This is a genomic window from Streptosporangium sp. NBC_01755, assembly GCF_035917995.1.
In the GTDB taxonomy this organism is placed as follows: domain Bacteria; phylum Actinomycetota; class Actinomycetes; order Streptosporangiales; family Streptosporangiaceae; genus Streptosporangium.
In genome coordinates, this window is record NZ_CP109131.1 from 2,511,351 (window position 1) to 2,527,782 (window position 16,432).

Annotated in this window: 14 protein-coding genes; 8 read left to right on the top strand and 6 right to left on the bottom strand. The window is 72.1% G+C overall.

Annotation, left to right across the window (positions count from 1 at the left end; translation table 11 throughout):
* Positions 1 to 142: 142 nt before the first annotated feature.
* Together OG884_RS11455 and cysC are read left to right on the top strand one after the other, a co-directional pair.
* Positions 143 to 871: a class I SAM-dependent methyltransferase gene (locus tag OG884_RS11455; protein WP_326644857.1), complete on the top strand. Its 729-nt coding sequence runs from the start codon at positions 143 to 145 to the stop codon at positions 869 to 871.
* A gap of 101 nt (positions 872 to 972) precedes the next feature.
* Positions 973 to 2,202: an adenylyl-sulfate kinase gene (gene cysC / locus OG884_RS11460; RefSeq protein ID WP_326644858.1), complete on the top strand. Its 1,230-nt coding sequence runs from the start codon at positions 973 to 975 to the stop codon at positions 2,200 to 2,202.
* 162 nt (positions 2,203 to 2,364) lie between these two features.
* Here cysC and OG884_RS11465 read toward each other — a convergent pair whose 3' ends face one another.
* On the bottom strand, positions 2,365 to 3,528 hold the full coding sequence (locus tag OG884_RS11465) for a glycoside hydrolase family 26 protein (RefSeq protein WP_326644859.1): 1,164 nt from the start codon (positions 3,526 to 3,528) through the stop codon (positions 2,365 to 2,367).
* A 311-nt stretch (positions 3,529 to 3,839) separates the two neighbouring features.
* Here OG884_RS11465 and OG884_RS11470 point away from each other — a divergent pair, with 311 nt between their 5' ends.
* From OG884_RS11470 to OG884_RS11495, 6 genes are all read left to right on the top strand, one after another.
* Entirely contained in the window at positions 3,840 to 5,069 is a 1,230-nt protein-coding gene (locus OG884_RS11470) for a YveK family protein (protein ID WP_326644861.1), read from the top strand.
* Positions 5,066 to 6,358 carry an O-antigen ligase family protein gene (locus tag OG884_RS11475; RefSeq protein ID WP_326644863.1) on the top strand — a complete coding sequence of 431 codons (1,293 nt, stop codon included), beginning with the start codon at positions 5,066 to 5,068 and terminating at the stop codon, positions 6,356 to 6,358. Before OG884_RS11470 ends, OG884_RS11475 begins: the two co-directional genes overlap by 4 nt.
* On the top strand, positions 6,355 to 7,395 hold the full coding sequence (locus tag OG884_RS11480) for a hypothetical protein (protein WP_326644865.1): 1,041 nt from the start codon (positions 6,355 to 6,357) through the stop codon (positions 7,393 to 7,395). The genes OG884_RS11475 and OG884_RS11480 overlap by 4 nt, the downstream gene beginning before the upstream one ends.
* A gap of 82 nt (positions 7,396 to 7,477) precedes the next feature.
* A complete protein-coding gene (locus OG884_RS11485) occupies positions 7,478 to 8,335 on the top strand; it encodes a sulfotransferase family protein (RefSeq protein ID WP_326644867.1) in 858 nt (285 codons plus the stop codon).
* The gene (locus OG884_RS11490; RefSeq protein ID WP_326644869.1) at positions 8,323 to 9,621 is read left to right on the top strand and encodes a lipopolysaccharide biosynthesis protein; all 1,299 of its coding nucleotides are present in this window, start codon (positions 8,323 to 8,325) and stop codon (positions 9,619 to 9,621) included. Before OG884_RS11485 ends, OG884_RS11490 begins: the two co-directional genes overlap by 13 nt.
* The gene (locus OG884_RS11495) at positions 9,621 to 10,553 is read left to right on the top strand and encodes a sulfotransferase (RefSeq protein ID WP_326644870.1); all 933 of its coding nucleotides are present in this window, start codon (positions 9,621 to 9,623) and stop codon (positions 10,551 to 10,553) included. Before OG884_RS11490 ends, OG884_RS11495 begins: the two co-directional genes overlap by 1 nt.
* Before the next feature lie 14 nt (positions 10,554 to 10,567).
* On the opposite strand, the gene OG884_RS11500 is transcribed toward OG884_RS11495, so the two are convergent.
* The 5 genes from OG884_RS11500 to cysD form a co-directional block, all read right to left on the bottom strand.
* Positions 10,568 to 11,854 carry a WecB/TagA/CpsF family glycosyltransferase gene (locus tag OG884_RS11500; protein WP_326644871.1) on the bottom strand — a complete coding sequence of 429 codons (1,287 nt, stop codon included), beginning with the start codon at positions 11,852 to 11,854 and terminating at the stop codon, positions 10,568 to 10,570.
* Between the two features lie 26 nt (positions 11,855 to 11,880).
* The gene (locus OG884_RS11505; RefSeq protein ID WP_326644873.1) at positions 11,881 to 12,822 is read right to left on the bottom strand and encodes a glycosyltransferase family 2 protein; all 942 of its coding nucleotides are present in this window, start codon (positions 12,820 to 12,822) and stop codon (positions 11,881 to 11,883) included.
* Positions 12,819 to 13,778, bottom strand: a complete 960-nt coding sequence (locus OG884_RS11510; RefSeq protein ID WP_326644875.1) for a sulfotransferase — start codon at positions 13,776 to 13,778, stop codon at positions 12,819 to 12,821. The genes OG884_RS11505 and OG884_RS11510 overlap by 4 nt, the downstream gene beginning before the upstream one ends.
* 396 nt (positions 13,779 to 14,174) lie before the next feature.
* Positions 14,175 to 15,437, bottom strand: a complete 1,263-nt coding sequence (gene cysN / locus OG884_RS11515) for a sulfate adenylyltransferase subunit CysN (protein WP_326644877.1) — start codon at positions 15,435 to 15,437, stop codon at positions 14,175 to 14,177.
* Positions 15,438 to 15,516: 79 nt separating this feature from the next.
* On the bottom strand, positions 15,517 to 16,431 hold the full coding sequence (cysD, locus tag OG884_RS11520) for a sulfate adenylyltransferase subunit CysD (protein ID WP_326644878.1): 915 nt from the start codon (positions 16,429 to 16,431) through the stop codon (positions 15,517 to 15,519).
* Between the last annotated feature and the right edge of the window lies 1 nt (position 16,432).

Here is a 16,432-nt window from a genome sequence, read left to right on the forward strand (position 1 = left end):
ACAGCCCCACGACGGCAACACGACAGCCCCGAGCCGTGCAGACACGGGGGGTACCAGGTCAAGGCTACTTGCCCTGGCGCACGACCTCGCAAGGAGTGGTAAATGCGCGATGAATCGTGCTGGGTTGACTACTCTCGGTTATATGTCAGAGGTGAGGTCGGTCGTCGATCGAGACGACCTGTTGAGTCAGCGGGTCAGGGAGCAGTGGACCAGCCAGCTCGGTCGGCGGCTCGATGTCCTGATCGCCGGGTGCGGATGGCCGGAGCCGCTCGATCTGGCGCAGACGGAGGCCAGGGTCATCGGGATCGACGAGGACCTGCCCGCGTTGCGCAAGAGCACGTCCGCCCGCAAGGATCTGGACTCGTGGGCGCTGGGCGACCTGCGCTCCGTACCGGTGCCGCCGCGGGCGTTCGACGTCGTCTACGTGCCGTTCCTGCTTGAGCGGATCGAGCACTCGGAACTGGTGCTCGACCGGCTGCTCACCGGTCTGCGCCCCGGCGGGCTGCTGCTGGTCAGGATGCGTGACCGAGCCTCGGCGTACGGGGCCTGCGACCGGCTGGCGCCGTCGAGACTGCGGCGGATGCTGTGGCGCAGGTTCGCCCCCTCGGGGACGGTGGGCCCGCTGCCCGCCGTCTACGAGCAGATCGCCTCGCGCGAGGGGATGCACTCCTTCTGCCTGGTGCGCGGGCTGATGGTGACGGAGGACATCTCCGCCAACAGCGGGCCCGCGCTCAACGGACCTCTCGGTAAGCTTGCCCGCGCCGCCTGCTCGGTGGTGGAGGTCCTCTCCAGAGGACGCCGGCCCGCGTCTCACGACGAGATAACCATGGTGATCCGCAAGCCCCAGAGCCATTTCGCCCGGCTGATCTGAGATTCGCCGGGGCGGTGGGGTCGGGGTTCACCGGCCGGAGCGCCCATCCTGAGCAGCCGGGACCGGAAAGTCCGACGATCGGGATTGTGGAGCGGGAGCAGATGACGGCGCCTTTCGAGTGGACCCCCGACGCCCGTGAGCTGGCCGACCTCGAACTGCTGCTCTCCGGCGCCTTCAGCCCGCTGACGGGCTTCATGAGCTCGGCTGACGCGCACTCCGTGGACGAGTCCGGCACGCTCGTCGACGGCACGCCATGGCCCGCGCCGGTCACCCTCACGCTGCCCGGCGACCACCCCGCCGCCCCCGGCGACCGGATCACCCTGCGCGACCCCGAGGGTGCGGCACTGGCCGTGCTGACCGTCACCGGGCGCGAGGACGGCTTCACCGCCGGAGGAGTCGAGGCCCTGGACTCCCCCGAGCACGGGCCGTTCGCCCGGCTCCGCCGCCCCCCGGCGCGGGTCCGCGAGGAGGTGGGCGAGCGGGAGGCGGTTCTGGCCGTCACCATGCGCGGGCCGCTGGGCGACCTCGGCGAGATCGTGGCGACCGCGCAGGAGCTGAAGGCGTCGATCCTGCTTCTCCCGCTGGCGTACGGCGAGGGTGGGCCCGCGGTGGTCCGCGCCGCGCTCAGGGCCCGTGACGGACTGCCCGAGGGCACGCTCGTGGCGGTGGTGCCGCTGGCGCCCAGGGAGCCCGCCATCGACCTGGAGCTGCGCGAGCGGGTGGCCGAGGCCTATGGCGCGACCGAGCACCTGGCCGGCCCGAACCCCGTGACGCTCCCCGGCCCCCCGCACCGGCGGGGGCTGGTGATCTTCTTCACCGGCCTGTCGGGCTCCGGCAAGTCGACCGTCGCCCGGGGGCTGCGCGACGCGCTGCTTGAGCGTGGCAGCCGCACGGTGACCTATCTCGACGGCGACGTGGTGCGCCACCTGCTGTCGGCGGGGCTGACCTTCTCCAAGAAGGACCGCGACCTCAACATCCGCCGCATCGGCTTCGTCGCCGCCGAGGTCGCCAGGCACGGCGGCCTGGCGATCTGCGCGCCCATAGCGCCCTACGCCGCCACCCGCGAGGAGGTACGCGCGATGGTCGAGGCCGTCGGCGCCGACTTCCTGCTGGTCCACGTCTCCACCCCGCTGGCGGAGTGCGAGCGCCGCGACCGCAAGGGGCTCTACGCCAAGGCCCGCGCGGGGCTCATTCCCGAGTTCACCGGCATCTCCGACCCGTACGAGGAGCCGGACGACGCCGACATGGAGATCGACACCACGGACATCAGCGTGGACCGGGCGGTGCACCAGGTGCTCGACCCGCTGATCCAGGGCGGCTGGATCCGCTGACGGATCCCGGCCCCGCGAGGGCGTCGCGGCACGGCCGGGTGGCGCCCGCGGGGAAGGCGGGGCCGGCCCGGGAGGGGACGAGCGGGGGACGGAGAGGTCAGCCTGCGGGGACTGCGGGGCCGGCCCGGGAGGTGCGGAGCCGGCCCGGCGGAGACTGCGGGGTCAGCCTGTGGGGACGGTGGTGCTGAGGTGCGGGTCGCGGGCGAGTTCGGCGAAGGTCCGCCGCCCGCCGGGTGTGGTGTCGAAGCGGGTGTCCCCCCGGGGGGCGCGTGGCGAGTCGAAGTAGACCAGGGCCTTGATCTGCGGGTAGTCGCGGATCTCCTCGCGTACCGAGGCGAAGAACCATTCCTTGAACCCGGGCCGGTCGTGGCGTTCGAAGACGCCCCACTCGGCGACCATGACGGGTTTTCCCGGGAAGCGCTCGCTCATCCAGCGGTAGAACCCCGGCCAGCGGGGGAAGTCGGGCCTGGTCTTGTTGACCAGGCCGTCGAAGCTGTGGACCCTGTGGTCGGCGTAGGGGTCCATCCCCACCCAGTCGACCACGTCGTCACCGGGGTAGAGCCTCTCGAACCAGGGCTCTGACGCCCAGTTGGGCGCACCCATGTAGGTCATCACGGTGACGGCGTTGGTCACGCCCCCGTGCCGCAGGCGTCGCACCACGTGCCGGAACATCGCCGCGTAGTCGGCCGCGGACATTCCCGCGCCGCGGGCCTCCCGCACGTCGTTCTCCGGCTCGTGGTGGATCGTGAGGAAGAACCTCTCCGGGAAGGTCCGCACGATGTGGGCGGCCAGCCGGTCGATCCGCTCGTCCAGCGCGCCGTGCGCGATCTGCTCCCAGGTGTGGTCGAGGGAGGGCTTCCAGTTGATCAGCAGGAGCCTGCGGCCGTCGGGGTCGCGGGCGATGGCGCGCTCCGCGGGGGTCGGGAAGAGCTCGTCTCCCCGGTGGTAGACGTGCATGATGTCGGCCGGGCGGCCCATCCGCCTCTCGGCTCCGGCCAGCGCCCGCTCGGGACGCCTCCCGGTGAAGATCTCCGGTGCGACACCCCACCAGGCACCGCAGGAGGGGACGAGTTTGCCGGTGACCTCGCAGGAGGCCCGTGGACGCTCGCCGGTCGGGCCCGCCGCGCGCGCGGGCGTCCGGGGTGTTCGCGACGCGCCGGGACTCCCCGCTCCCGGCTGGGTGCCCGGCGTGCCCGGCGCCTGCTGGGCGCTCGCGACGTCGGAGGTTTTCGAGGTCTGGCCACGCCCGCTCAGTCCAGCGATGCCCAGTCCGAGAGCGCCCAGTCCCAGCAGCAGGACGACACCCGAACCGGCGATTCTCACCATACGCGGAATTATGTCCATAGTGGCATTTGTCCGATGCACCGGTTCCTCACAGCTGTCGCGCGTACGCATTCGTCGACCATCACCGGGAAACACCTTCCCACCGCCTGGACGTGCCTCGTCCCCGACTTTACCGGTCCATGCCGGACCCCCGGTGCGGTCGACAGGAAATGTCGGATAAATAACCGTTATCTCACCGTGATTAGCAGGATCGGCGCGAAGAAAATCTTGTGTATCGGTTCGGGGAAATGGAAAGCCGACCTATAGTTCCTAGAGTTCCCAGCGCCTGTTCGCCGGAGAGGCACACGCGAAACATGAGCCCGTCACCGGACGTCCCCGCCCGCCGCGAAGGCGGAGACCTGGCGGACTACGCGTCGCTCCTCCGCCGCCGGTGGCTGATCATCTGCTCCCTGCTCCTCACCGGAGCCGGTGGCGGCGCCGCCCTGCTACGGCTCACCCCGCCCTCCTACACCGCCTCCGCTCAGGTCCTGGTGACCGCCACCGGCTCGCAGGAGCAGACCAACCAGGTCACCAACCGCCAGCGCGAACCGCTCAACCTCGACACCGAGGCCCAGATCGCCCGGTCCGCGGTGGTCTCGGCGAAGGCCCGCGAAATGCCCGGCGAGCTTGGCTGTCCCGCCGAGGTCTCCGTGCCGCCCAACACCTCGGTCCTGGAGATCTCCTGCACCGCCACCGACCCAAGGGCGGCCGCCTCGGGCGCGAGCGCCTACGCCCTCGCCTACCTGGCCCAGCGCCGCGAGTCGTCCACCCAGATGCTCACGGCCCAGCTCAAGGCCGTGATGGTCAAGCTCAGGCAGGTCAACGCGGGCCTCGCCAAGGTCGCCACCACGCTTCCCGGCCTGAGCAGCGGCACCACGGAGCGGGCCCTCGCCCTCCAGCGGAGGGATGTCCTCGGCCGCCAGGCCCACAGCCTCACCGCCAGGTACGACGCCCTCAGGACCGTCGCCGTCACTCCCGGGTCGGTGATCAGCCAGGCGGTGGCCCCCACCACCCCCAGCGCTCCCCGCCCGCCCCTCTACCTGGGCAGCGGCCTCATGGCAGGACTGCTCTGCGGGGTCGGGCTCGCCTGGCTCCGTGACCGCCTCGACACCGCTCTGCGGACCACCGCCGACGTCAGGCGCCTGACCGGCCTCGACGCCCTCGGCGACGAGGAGATGCGCCACCTGGCGGGCGCGGTGCTCGTGGTCGCCGTGCCCGGCACCTCCTCGCGCGACGTGAGAGGTGCGGTACGGACCCTGAACGACCGTGGAGTCCGCGTGGTCGGCGCCTTCGTCACCGGCGGCGACGACCTCTCGCCCGATCCCCCGGCCGGCGCCGCGCGGGCCCCGCACATCTCCTCCGCGGCACAGCCCGGCGCGGCGCGCTCCAGGAGAGCCGAACGGCCCCTCGCGGGCCTGGCCGGCGGTGACCGGCCCACACCGGAAACGCACGGCGCCCCGGACGCCATGGTCGCGCCCGGGACGTATGGGAACGTTCCGCCCGGGCGGCAGGCCGCGGCCGGGCGGAGGGGACGCCGGCTGTGAGGGGGCTGCGTCCGGCCGCCTGGCCGATCGCCGCGCTCCTGGTGGGATACCCGCTCTGGTGGGCGCTCGGTTTCGGCGGCCTGTCGGTGGTCGCGGTGGCCCCGGCGATGGCCCTGGTCCTCTGGCGGAGGCGGCCGATCAGGGCGCCGCGCGGGTTCGGGCTCTGGCTGCTGCTCCTGGCGGGCTACCTGATCAGCGCGCTGATGCTCGGCGAGATGCCACCGGACACCTACGGCGAGTTCGGCGCCGGGCGGCTCGTCGGCTACCTGATGCGACTCTGCCTCTACCTCTCAATGATGATCATGGTGCTCTACCTCGGCAACCTGACGGAGGAGGAGCTGCCCCAGCTCACCCTGGTGCGCATGCTCGGCGCGCTGTTCGTCACGACCGTCGCGGGCGGCCTGCTGGGCGTGCTCGCCCCACGCGCCGAGTTCACCTCACCGGTCGAGCTGATCCTCCCCGGCTGGATCAGCGACAACCCCTTCGTCCACAACCTGATCCATCCCACCGCCGCCCAGATGCAGAAGGTCCTCGGTCACGCCTCCCCCCGCCCGGAGGCGCCTTTCGAGTGGGCCAACGCCTGGGGCGGCAACATCTCGGTGCTGCTCGTCTGGTTCGTGGTCGGCTGGTGGGTGTACGGAGGCCCGCGCAGGCGCCTGGCCATGGTCCCGCTGGCCGCTCTGGCCGCGATCCCCGTCGTCTACTCGCTCAACCGCGGCCTGTGGATCGGGCTCGGCGTCGCCGCCGCGTACCTCCTGGTGCGCCTGGGCACCCGGGCCCGCGTCGCGGCCTGCTCGGCTCTGGCCGCGGGGACGCTGGTGTTCGCCCTCAGCCCGCTGCAGGCGATGGTGACCCAGCGGCTGGACCGCCCGCACAGCAACGACATCCGTGCCTTCACCGTGTCGGCGACCATCGCCGCCGCGGGCACCTCACCGCTCATCGGCTACGGCAACACCAGAAACGCCATGGGCAACCACCGGACGATCACCACCGGCAGGAGCGGCTGGTGTCCCACCTGCGGCCACCCGCCGCTGGGGAGCGACGGCCAGCTCTGGTACCTGATGATCACGCAGGGCTTCACCGGGGCCGCGCTCTACGTGGCGTTCTTCGCCGGGGCCGTCCGCCGCCACTGGCGCGACCGGAGCCCGATCGGCATGGCGGGGGTCCTCGTGATGATCCTCACCCTGCTCTACATGTTCGTCTACGACGGGCTGTTCACGCCGCTCAGCCTGTATCTGATCTCCTTCGCGCTGCTCTGGAGGAACTCGATGGCGAGCACCGCCGCATGAACGACGCGCGCGCCCGTCTGCGCTATCTCGACGAGACCATCGACCTGCTGTTCCCCGGTCCCGGCGCACCGAGGCCCTACACCCTGCTCCCCCACCGGCTGCTCCCCCGCAGGCTGGTCCCCCGCGCGTGGTGGCACCCCGGCGGGAGGCTCATCGTGCCGTCCGGCCGAAACGGCATCGAGAACCATCTGAGCGAGGTGTTCGGTGCTCCCGTCCGCGTCACGCTGCGCGTGCGCCCCGCCCTGCGCGCCAACCGCAAGCCGATCCTGGAGGCACGCGGCCCCGACGGGCCGATCGCCTTCGTGAAGGTCGGCGACACCGACCTGACCCGGGAGCTCGTCGCGCACGAGGCGCGGACGCTCGACCTGCTCGCCGACGTGCCGCTGAAGACGGTCGTCCCGCCCGCCGTGCTGCACCACGGATCCTGGCGCGGTCTGTCCGTGCTGGCGCTGACCCCGCTCCCCGTACGACGGGGGCGGATCCCCGGCGTCGTCCTCACCGACGCGATCGCCGAGATCGCCCACATCCCCTCGGACCCGGCCCCGGACCGCGCGCCCCCCGGAAACCCGATCCACGGGAACCCCACCCGGGTGACCCCGCACCCGGCAGCGCGTGCCTTCGAAGCCTCCGCTCAGGCCGCCGGGAAACCCGTACGGCCAGAGCCGCTCTCCGGACGGGGGTTCGCCTGGCACGGGGACCTGACGCCCTGGAACGTCTCGCGGGGCCCCGACGGGCGGCTGCTGGTCTGGGACTGGGAGCGGTTCGGCACCGGGGTACCGCTCGGCTTCGACGCGGTCCACCACTTCTTCCAGCGGACCCTGCGCCGCGACGATCCGGCCACCGCCGCCAGAGCCTGCGTGGCGCGGGCCCTGCGGGTCCTGGCCCCGTTCGGACTGTCGGCTTCCGAATCCCGGCTGACCGCCCTCCGCTACCTGATCACGCTCGCCGACCGGCACGCGGCCGACGGCCACACACCCCTCGGACCGCCCGAGCTCTGGCTCAACCCCGTCGTCGACTCCCAGGAGACCCTGCTTTGAAACCAGCGCTGAAGCGTTCGGTCCACGCGGCCGCGTGGACCACCCGGACCAACCCCGCCGCCGACCCCCGGGAGACCCCGCCGTGAAACCAGCGCTGAAGCGTTCGGTCCACGCGGCCGCGTGGACCTTGGGGCGCCTCACCTCGGGGAGCCGGGTGCTGCCCTCCTTCCTCATCGTCGGAGCGCAGCGCTGCGGCACCACCTCCCTGTACCGCGCCCTGTCCCAGCACCCGCTCGCCCTTAAACCCGTACTGCGCAAGGGCGTGCACTACTTCGACACGGCGTACGACCGGGGCCTGTCCTGGTACCGGGCGCACTTTCCGCTACAGGTGTCGGCCTCCGCGCTGACCCGCAGGTACGGTTGCCGGCCCCAGGCCTTCGAGTCGTCGCCCTACTACCTGTTCCATCCCCTGGCCGGCCCCCGTATCGCCCGCGACCTGCCGGGCGCCAGGCTGATCGTGCTGGTCCGCGACCCCGTCGAGCGGGCCTTCTCCGCACACGCCCACGAACTGGCCAGGGGCTTCGAGACGGAGCCGTCCTTCGCCAGGGCCGTGGAGCTGGAGGAGGAGCGGCTGGCCGGAGCGGCGCAAGCCCTGCGCGACTCGCCGCACTCGACGAACCCGGCCCACCGCCACCACGCCTACCTGGCCAGGGGCCGCTACGCCGAGCAGCTCGCCCGGCTGGAGCCGCTGGTCGGCAGGGAGCGTCTGCTCGTCCTCGACAGCGGCCGGTTCTTCGCCGAACCGGAGCTCGTCTACGACCGCGTGCTGGCGTTCCTCGGGCTGCCGCACCTCGGCGATCCGGTGTTCGAACAGCACAACTCCCGGAGCAGACCCGCCCCGATGCCTCGCAGGCTCCGCCGCGAGCTGTCGGACCGCTTCAAGGAGCAGGACACCCTGCTGACCTCATGGCTGGGCGGGGAGCCGTCGTGGCGCCGCTGACCCTCACCCGTCTGGCGGGTCTGACCGGGGTCACGCGAAGCGGGGTGGCGGGGCTGCTGGGAGCGTGCGCCGGGGCCGCCGCCCAGTTCCTGACCGTCGTGCTGGTCACCAGGGGGGTGGGTCAGGAGACGGCGGGTGTCTTCTTCTCGGCGACCGCCCTGTGCCTGGCGGTCGCCACGGTCCTGCGGCTGGACGCGGGGAACGGGCTCGTCTACTTCATCGCCAGGTCCCGGCCGTTCGAATACCGCTGCACCTCCGGCTACGTCCGCGCGGCGCTCGTCCCGGTCGCGTCACTCTCGCTGGCGGCCGCCTGCGCGGTCGTCCTCAGCACCTCCGACCCCGAGCTGCGGGTGCTGGCGGTGGCTCTGCCCGTGGTGACCTGCTCAGGCGTCGTGGTGAGCGCGACCCGAGGGTTCGGCTCGATGCGGCCGACCGTGCTACTGGACGGCGTGCTCCAGCCGGTGGCCCAGCTCGCCCTGGTCGCGGCGGTGGTGCTCGCGGGCCGCGATTCCGTGTCGCTGCTCGTCGCGGCCTGGGCACTGCCGTACCTGCCGGTGCTGTTGCTGGCCTCGGTCTGGTTGCGCCGGCGGCTGCCGCGGACGCCCTACCTGCCGGGCACCGCGCACGACCTGTGGCGCCACACCTGGCCCCGATCGCTGGCGGCCGGGATCCAGGCGGTGTTCCAGCGGCTGGACATTGTGATCGTGGCGTTGCTGGCCGGGCCGGCCGAGGCCGCCGTGTACACCGCCGCCACCCGTTTCAAGATCGTGGGTCAGCTGGCCGGCCAGGGCCTGTCGCAGGCCACCCAACCGAGGCTGGTGCGGGCCCTGGCCGAAGGCGACCTGCCACGTGCCCGGAAGCTGTACCAGTCGGCCACCGTCTGGCTGGTCCTGCTGACCTGGCCGGTCTGGCTCGGGTACGCGGCGCTCGCTCCGTGGCTGCTCGGAGCCGTCTTCGGGGACGGCTACGCCTCCGGCGCACCGGTGGCGATCGTGCTGGCCGCGACGATGACGCTCGCCACCGCGTGCGGGATGGCCGACGTGGTGCTGACCGCCGCCGGGCACACCGGCTCCAGCCTGGCCAACCTGACCGCCGCCATCGCGACGACCGCGGTACTGGACCTGCTGCTGATCCCCTCCCTGGGCTCGCTCGGCGCCGCCCTCGGCTGGGCGGGGGGCACGGTGGTCAAGAACCTGCTGCCGCTCTGGCACATCCACCGCCGGTACGACCTGCGGCCCTTCGGCGCGCACAGCCTGGCCGCCCTGAGCCCGTGGCGAGCAGCCTGATGAGCCCCCCGCCCCCCGTGCTGGTCACCGGGCTGCCCAGGACCGGGACCAGCTGGACGGGCAGGATGCTCGCGGCGAGCGGGGAGCTGGTCTATGTCAACGAACCGCTCAACCCCGAGCACCCGCCGGGCGGCTCCCCGGGTGTCCTCGACTCCGTGGTCGGCCACCGCTTCCAATACATCTGCCCGGACAACGAGCGTGCCTGGCTGCCCGCCTTCACCCGCACCGTCGCGCTGCGCTACGGGTTCCGGGCCGAGCTACGCCGCAACCGCTCGCCGTACGACCTGGCGCGGATGGTCCGGTACGGCACCGCGTTCACCCTGGGGCGGCTGGGCGGTCGCCGCGCGCTGCTCGACGACCCGTTCGCACTGTTCTCCGCCGGGTGGTTCGCCGACCGGCTCGGCTGCCGGGTTGTCATCCTGCTTCGCGACCCGGTGGCTTTCGTCGGTAGCTGGCAGCGGCTCGGCTGGACCGTCTACTTCCACGAACTACTCGAACAGCCGCTGCTGGTGCGCGACCAGCCCCACCTGGAGGCACTGCGCCCGCTGGTCGGCTCCCAGGACCGCATCGCCAAGGCCGTGGCCCTGTGGCGGGCGGCGGGGATCACCGCCGCCCGCCTGGCCGAGCGGCACCCCGAGATCACCCTGGCCCGCTACGAGGACCTGGCCCGCGACCCTCTGACGGGTTTTCGCCGCCTGTACGGGTGGGCGGACCTGACGTGGTCGGCTCGCGCCGAGGAGCGCGTCCGCCGCGCGTGCACCGCCACGTCCAGTGCGAGCACCGCCACGTCCGGCGCGAGCAGCGGCGGCTTCGCCTGGAGCGGCCTGTCCCGCACGGCCTACCGGCCGATGGACTCGCGCCGCGCCCTCGCCGAGGCCGACACCAGGCTGAGCCCACAGGAGGCCCTCCGGGTCAGGGAACTGGCCTCCTGACGGTCGGCGGTCTTTCAGGAGAAGAGGCCCCGAAGGAGAGAGAGCGCGAGGAGCCTGAGGGCGTACGGCAGGTCGTCGACCAGATAACGGCGGGCGAGCCTGCCCGGCTCCCGCGTCAGCCGGAAGAGCCACTCCAGGCCACCTCTGCGCATCCACGCCGGAGCCCGCCGGACGGTGCCCGCGGCGAAGGCGATCGCCGCGCCGCAGCCGATGAACCAGGTGCCCGGCAGGTCCCGGCGGAGCGAGGCGATGAGCCGCTCCTGCTTGGGGAAGCCCAGCCCGACGAAGACCAACCGGGGTCCTGCGGCGATCACGGCGTCGCGCACCCGGGCGTAGCTCTCGGGGTCGTCCTCGAACCCGTACGGCGGGGCGTCGACTCCGGCGATCATCAGTTTCGGGTGGCGGCCCACCAGCTCGCGGGCCGCCTGCACGGCCGCGCCCTCGGGACCACCCAGCAGGTATACGGGGTGGTGGTAGAAGGCGGCGGCCTCCGACAGGGACCAGATCAGGTCGGCGCCGGCGACCCGGCCGGGGAGTGGGGTACCGAGCAGTCTCGCCGCCCACACCAGCGGCATGCCGTCCGCCAGCACGAGGTCGGCGCCCTCGACGAGCCCGCGGACCCGCTCATCGCGAGCGACGATCCGGCTGATGTCGACGTTCGGGGTGACGAGGTGGCCGCCTTCACCGCGTTTCAGCGCGGCGACCACGTGGTCGACCACCTCGCCCTCGGTCATCGGGTCGATCGCGACGCCCGCCACGTGCACGCGCCTGCGCAGGCGTCTGCGGGTGGCCTTGTCCGGCCGGGGCCGCCGGCGGGGAGCGACCTGCGCCGCCCCCCGCCTGGCGGCCGGCGTCCCGGCCCGCCCGGCGACGGCGGGCAGGCCGGGCAGGCCGGGCAGGCCGGGCAGGCCGGGCAGGCCGGGCAGGCCGGGCAGGCCGGGCAGGCCGGGCAGGCCGGGCAGGCCGGGCACCGGATCGTACCCGGTGGTCGCGGACCGGTGGTCGGTGCTGGGCGGGATCGGCATCACCGCATAACGAGCGGCCGCGACCGCGGCCTTCCCCGTCACGGACGAGGCGGACCGCGGGTCGTAGCGAGCGGTCACGCGCGCACGATCGACGGCCCGCCCCACCTCCGGCGGAACGACGGCCAGATCGTGGCGAGCGATCATTGACGGGCGCTCGACGGCCGGCCCCAGCGTGGGCGGAGCGACCTGCGAGCGGTGGCGCGCGAGCACCGGCAGGCGTTCGACGGCCTGACCCGCCAGAGGCGGGGCGACCTGCGGGCCGTAGCGGACTGTCACGCGCGGACGCTCGGCGATGGGCGCCATCAGATGCCGTGCCCTCGGTGGTGCAGGACGCTGAGCAGGGTCCGCGCGGGGACCAGACCGGCCGCCACCGCGAGCGCGATGGGTGCCCGGGGCTCGCCGTGGCGGGCGGTGAACGCCCGCCAGGCCCAGCGGCCCGCCTCCCGCCGCTGGCCGAGGGCCGCGTGGTGGAAGGCGAGCTGACCGTAGACCCGCGCCGCGCCGCGCGGATCCACGGCCAGATCAGGGTGCCGGGCGAGCATCCACTGCAGCCCGGCGATCCGGTCGGCCCAGCGGGCCACGTACGAGGAGCCACCCCAGCGCACCCGGACCAGGGGCCGGTCGACATGCACGATGGGGTGCTGGGCCGCGGCGCGCAGCGCCAGGTCCCAGTCCTCGTTCTGGCCCTTGGGGGCGCTCTCGTCCACCCATAGCCCGCCGCGCCGGAACACGAACGTCGAGGAGTGCACCATCACCATGCGCGAGCGCACCAGGTGACGGTAGGTGACGCGGCTGGTCCCCGCCAGGCGGGGGATGCGACGCGAACCGTACTCGACCTCGATGGCGCAGCTGGAGAAGCGGGCGTCCGGCTCCGCCTCCAGCGCGGCGACCTGGGCGGCGACCTTGCCGGGCAGCCACTGGTCGTCGTCGTCACAGAAGGCGACAAGATCGGTGCCAAGGGCCGCGATGCCGGTGTTGCGGGCACCGGGCAGGCCCGGGGTGAGCCGGTTGGCCATCACCCGCACCCCGCGGGAGGGTGCCCCGTGCCGACCGGGTGCCAGCGCCCGGCTGGCCAGGAGGTCGGCCACCTGGTCGGCGACCCAGGCCGGATCTCCGCCGTCCACGACGACGACCACCTCGACGGGGCCGGAGTGGTCCTGGCCGAGCACCGCGAGCGTGGCCGCGCGCAGCTGGTCGGGCCGGTGTCCCCGGGTGGGGATGACGACACCCACCGATGTGTTCACACGAGTCTCCTGTGATAGCCGTACTTGATCATGAGCGGCCAGGTCAGCGCGGTGACCAGGCGCAGCTGCCGGGACCCCGCGGCGGCGCGCCAGCTGTCGTCCCTGGTCAGCTCGGTGCGGCCGGTCGCGAAGCGCATGGGGTTGCCCGAGGCCGTGTGCGCGGTCGAGAGCTCCGCCCAGCTGCCCGAGAGGAAGTCGAGGCGGCAGGAGAGACCGATCCTGGCGACCAGGCGCCTGAGCGTGTCGGCGGGGGCGCCGAGCAGGTCCTCATAGCGGACCAGGGTGACCGGGACGCCCCTGCGGGCGAGGAGTCCGAGGCTGAGGTTCTCGCTCAGCCAGTGCAGCGAGGTCCGGGAGGGCGACCAGTGGGTCATCGGCCGCCCGTCCTCTGGACGCTCGACCCGCCTGCGCCAGGAGTGCGCGACCGCACGGGGGTCGCGGACCACGTGCACGACGTGGACGTCGACCCCGGCCGCCGCGAGGCAGAAGGCCAGCGAGGCGTGCTTGCTGGAGTCGATCACGACCGGGCAGTCGGCGACCTCCCCCGCCGCGGCGTACAGATCGCGGTGGACGGCGACGTACTCGTCCAGCTCGGCGGTGCCGGGCGTCGGCCGCCTGCCGTTGCCCGCCCGCTCCTCGGCCAGCAGCCTGGCCAGGGTCGGGATGCGCCGGGTGCGGTCGACACGAGACCTGAGCGCGATCACCCGGTGGGCCAGGTCCGCCGACCAGCCTCCGAACGCGCGCATCCCGACCTTGTCCCAGAAGGGGCAGGCCCCGAAGGGCTCGCCGCATCCGCAGGCCTCGTCCGCGAGCACGCTCCTGGCCCAGAGGTGGACGACCTCACCGAGCGGCACGATGCCGGGGACCTCCCCGAGCAGGCGCTCCAGCAGTGTGGTCCCGCTGCGGCCGAGGCCGCCCAGGAAAACCACCCGAGCAGGTGACGGACTATCAGACACAGGCACGAATCCTTACCCGATGGATACGGAACGTGCCGAGGCTAGCGCGGAGCGTAACGGAGAGGTCAGAGAACGGATAAAGGATCTACCCAGCGGGTTTGGCGCCGCCCGCCTCGAACGGAGTGCTCCCGAAGCCCCTGCCCCGGAGACGGCCCCTGGACGGCTCGGGGAACGGCGCCGGAGGCGATCCCGTGAACGGTCCCGTGGACAGCTCAGGGAACGGCGCCGTGAACGATCCCGGAGACGACGCCGGAGACGGTCCTGGAGACGGTCCTGGAGACGGTCCCGTGGACGGCTCAGGGAACGGCGAACCGCCCGCGACCGGTGAGCCTGCCCTCTCCCCGTCGTGCGGAGGAGAAGAGGTTACGGCGGCCGGGCGCGGGCGGCGGGGTGGGACTACTTGGCGTCGACGATCATCCCGGCGCCGACCGTGTTGTTGGTGGCCTCGTCCACGAGGATGAAGCCGCCGGTGAGGCGGTTGCGGGCGTAGTCGTCCACGAACAGGGGCTGGGTGATGCGGAGCGAGACGCGTCCGATCTCGTTGAGTCCAAGCGAGGATGCGGTCTCGTCCCGGTGCAGGGTGTTGACGTCCAGCCGGTAGTGCAGCTCCTTGACCAGGGCACGGGCCGTACGAGTGGTGTGCTTGATGGTCAGTTTGGCGCGCGGGGCCAGCCTGGCCACGTCCGCCATCCAGCAGACCATCGCCTCCAGCTCCTGGGAGACGTGCGGCTGGTTGTTCGGACGGCAGATCATGTCACCGCGCGAGATGTCGATGTCGTCCTCCAGCCGGAGGGTCACCGACATCGGCGGGAACGCCTCGTCGACCGGGCCGTCGAAGGTGTCGATCGACGCGATGCGCGTGGCCAGGCCCGAGGGCAGGTGCATGACCTCGTCCCCCGGCTTCAGCACACCTCCGGCGACCTGGCCGGCGTAGCCTCGGTAGTCGTGGAAGGCCGGGTCGGTGGCCCGTTGCGGGCGGATGACGTACTGCACGGGGAAGCGCACGTCGACCAGGTTGCGGTCGGAGGCGATGTGCACGTGCTCCAGGTGGTGGAGGAGCGAGGAGCCGTTGTACCAGGGGGTGTTCTCCGAGCGTGACACCACGTTGTCACCGTGCAGCGCCGAGATCGGGATGAACGTCAGGTCCGGCGCGTTCAGCTTGGAGGCGAACGCGGTGAACTCCTCGCGGATCTCCTCGAAGCGCTCCTGCGAGTAGTCGACCAGGTCCATCTTGTTGACGGCCAGGACCAGGTGCGGCACCCGCAGCAGCGTGGTGAGGAACGCGTGCCGCCGCGACTGCTCCAGCACGCCCTTGCGCGCGTCGATCAGGACGATCGCCAGGTCGGCGGTGGAGGCACCGGTGACCATGTTGCGGGTGTACTGGATGTGCCCGGGGGTGTCGGCGATGATGAACTTACGCCTGGGAGTGGCGAAGTAGCGGTAGGCCACGTCGATGGTGATGCCCTGCTCCCGCTCGGCCCGCAGGCCGTCGGTGAGAAGAGACAGGTCGGTGTATTCGGTGCCGCGGTCACGGGAGGTGCGCTCGACGGCCTCAAGCTGGTCCTCGAAGATCGCCTTGGAGTCGAAGAGCAGCCGCCCGATGAGCGTCGACTTTCCGTCGTCGACGCTTCCCGCCGTGGCAAAGCGAAGGATGTCCATCAGAGGTGTTCTCCAGAGGTCGTACGGCTTGCGGCGCGGGAGCGCGCGGGAAGTAGGGAGGAGGGAGGGCGGGTGAGCACTAGAAGTAGCCCTCCCTCTTGCGGTCCTCCATGGATGCCTCGGAGGCGCGGTCGTCGGCGCGGGTGGCGCCACGCTCGGTGATCCGGGTCACCGCGATCTCCTCGATGATCGCCTCGACCGTCGCGGCACCCGACTGGACCGCGCCGGTGCAGGTCACGTCGCCGACCGTGCGGTAGCGGACCGTCATCTCCTGGAGCGGCTCGTCCTCGTCGCGGATGATGAACTCGCTGTCGGCCAGCAGCATGCCGTCGCGCTCGAACACCTTGCGGGTGTGGGCGTAGTAGATCGAGGGAATCTCGATGTCCTCGCGCCGGATGTAGTCCCAGATGTCGAGCTCGGTCCAGTTGGACAGCGGGAACACCCGGATGTGCTCGCCCTTGCGGATCCTGGCGTTGTAGAGGTTCCACAGCTCGGGGCGCTGGTTCTTGGGGTCCCACTGGCCGAAGTCGTCGCGGAAGGAGAACACCCGCTCCTTGGCGCGTGCCTTCTCCTCGTCGCGACGGGCGCCGCCGAACACGGCGTCGTACTCGTTCTCCTCGATCGCGTCCAGCAGCGTCGTGGTCTGCAGCCGGTTGCGCGAGGCCCTGCGGCCGGTCTCCTCGACGACGCGCCCGGCGTCGATGGAGTCCTGGACGCTGGCGACGACCAGGCGCGCGCCCAGCTCCACGGCGCGGCGGTCACGGAAATCGATGACCTCTGCGAAGTTGTGACCGGTGTCGACGTGCATCAGTGGGAAGGGAATCGGCGCGGGCCAGAACGCCTTCTCCGCGATGCGGAGCATGACGATGGAGTCCTTACCACCGGAGAAGAGCAGACAGGGACGCTCGAACTCGGCCGCGACCTCACGCATGATGTGGATGGCCTCTGCCTCGAGGACGTCGAGCTGCGACGTGGTGTAGTCGCGCTGAAGCATC

Bases quoted from the DNA above. Each gene is read 5' to 3' on its own strand.
- OG884_RS11495 (WP_326644870.1), top strand. From the start codon at position 9,621: ATGAGCCCCCCGCCCCCCGTGCTGGTCACCGGGCTGCCCAGGACCGGG.
- cysC (WP_326644858.1), top strand. From the start codon at position 973: ATGACGGCGCCTTTCGAGTGGACCCCCGACGCCCGTGAGCTGGCCGAC.
- cysD (WP_326644878.1), bottom strand. From the start codon at position 16,431: ATGCTTCAGCGCGACTACACCACGTCGCAGCTCGACGTCCTCGAGGCA.
- OG884_RS11455 (WP_326644857.1), top strand. From the start codon at position 143: ATGTCAGAGGTGAGGTCGGTCGTCGATCGAGACGACCTGTTGAGTCAG.
- OG884_RS11470 (WP_326644861.1), top strand. From the start codon at position 3,840: ATGAGCCCGTCACCGGACGTCCCCGCCCGCCGCGAAGGCGGAGACCTG.
- OG884_RS11465 (WP_326644859.1), bottom strand. From the start codon at position 3,528: ATGGTGAGAATCGCCGGTTCGGGTGTCGTCCTGCTGCTGGGACTGGGC.
- cysN (WP_326644877.1), bottom strand. From the start codon at position 15,437: ATGGACATCCTTCGCTTTGCCACGGCGGGAAGCGTCGACGACGGAAAG.
- OG884_RS11480 (WP_326644865.1), top strand. From the start codon at position 6,355: ATGAACGACGCGCGCGCCCGTCTGCGCTATCTCGACGAGACCATCGAC.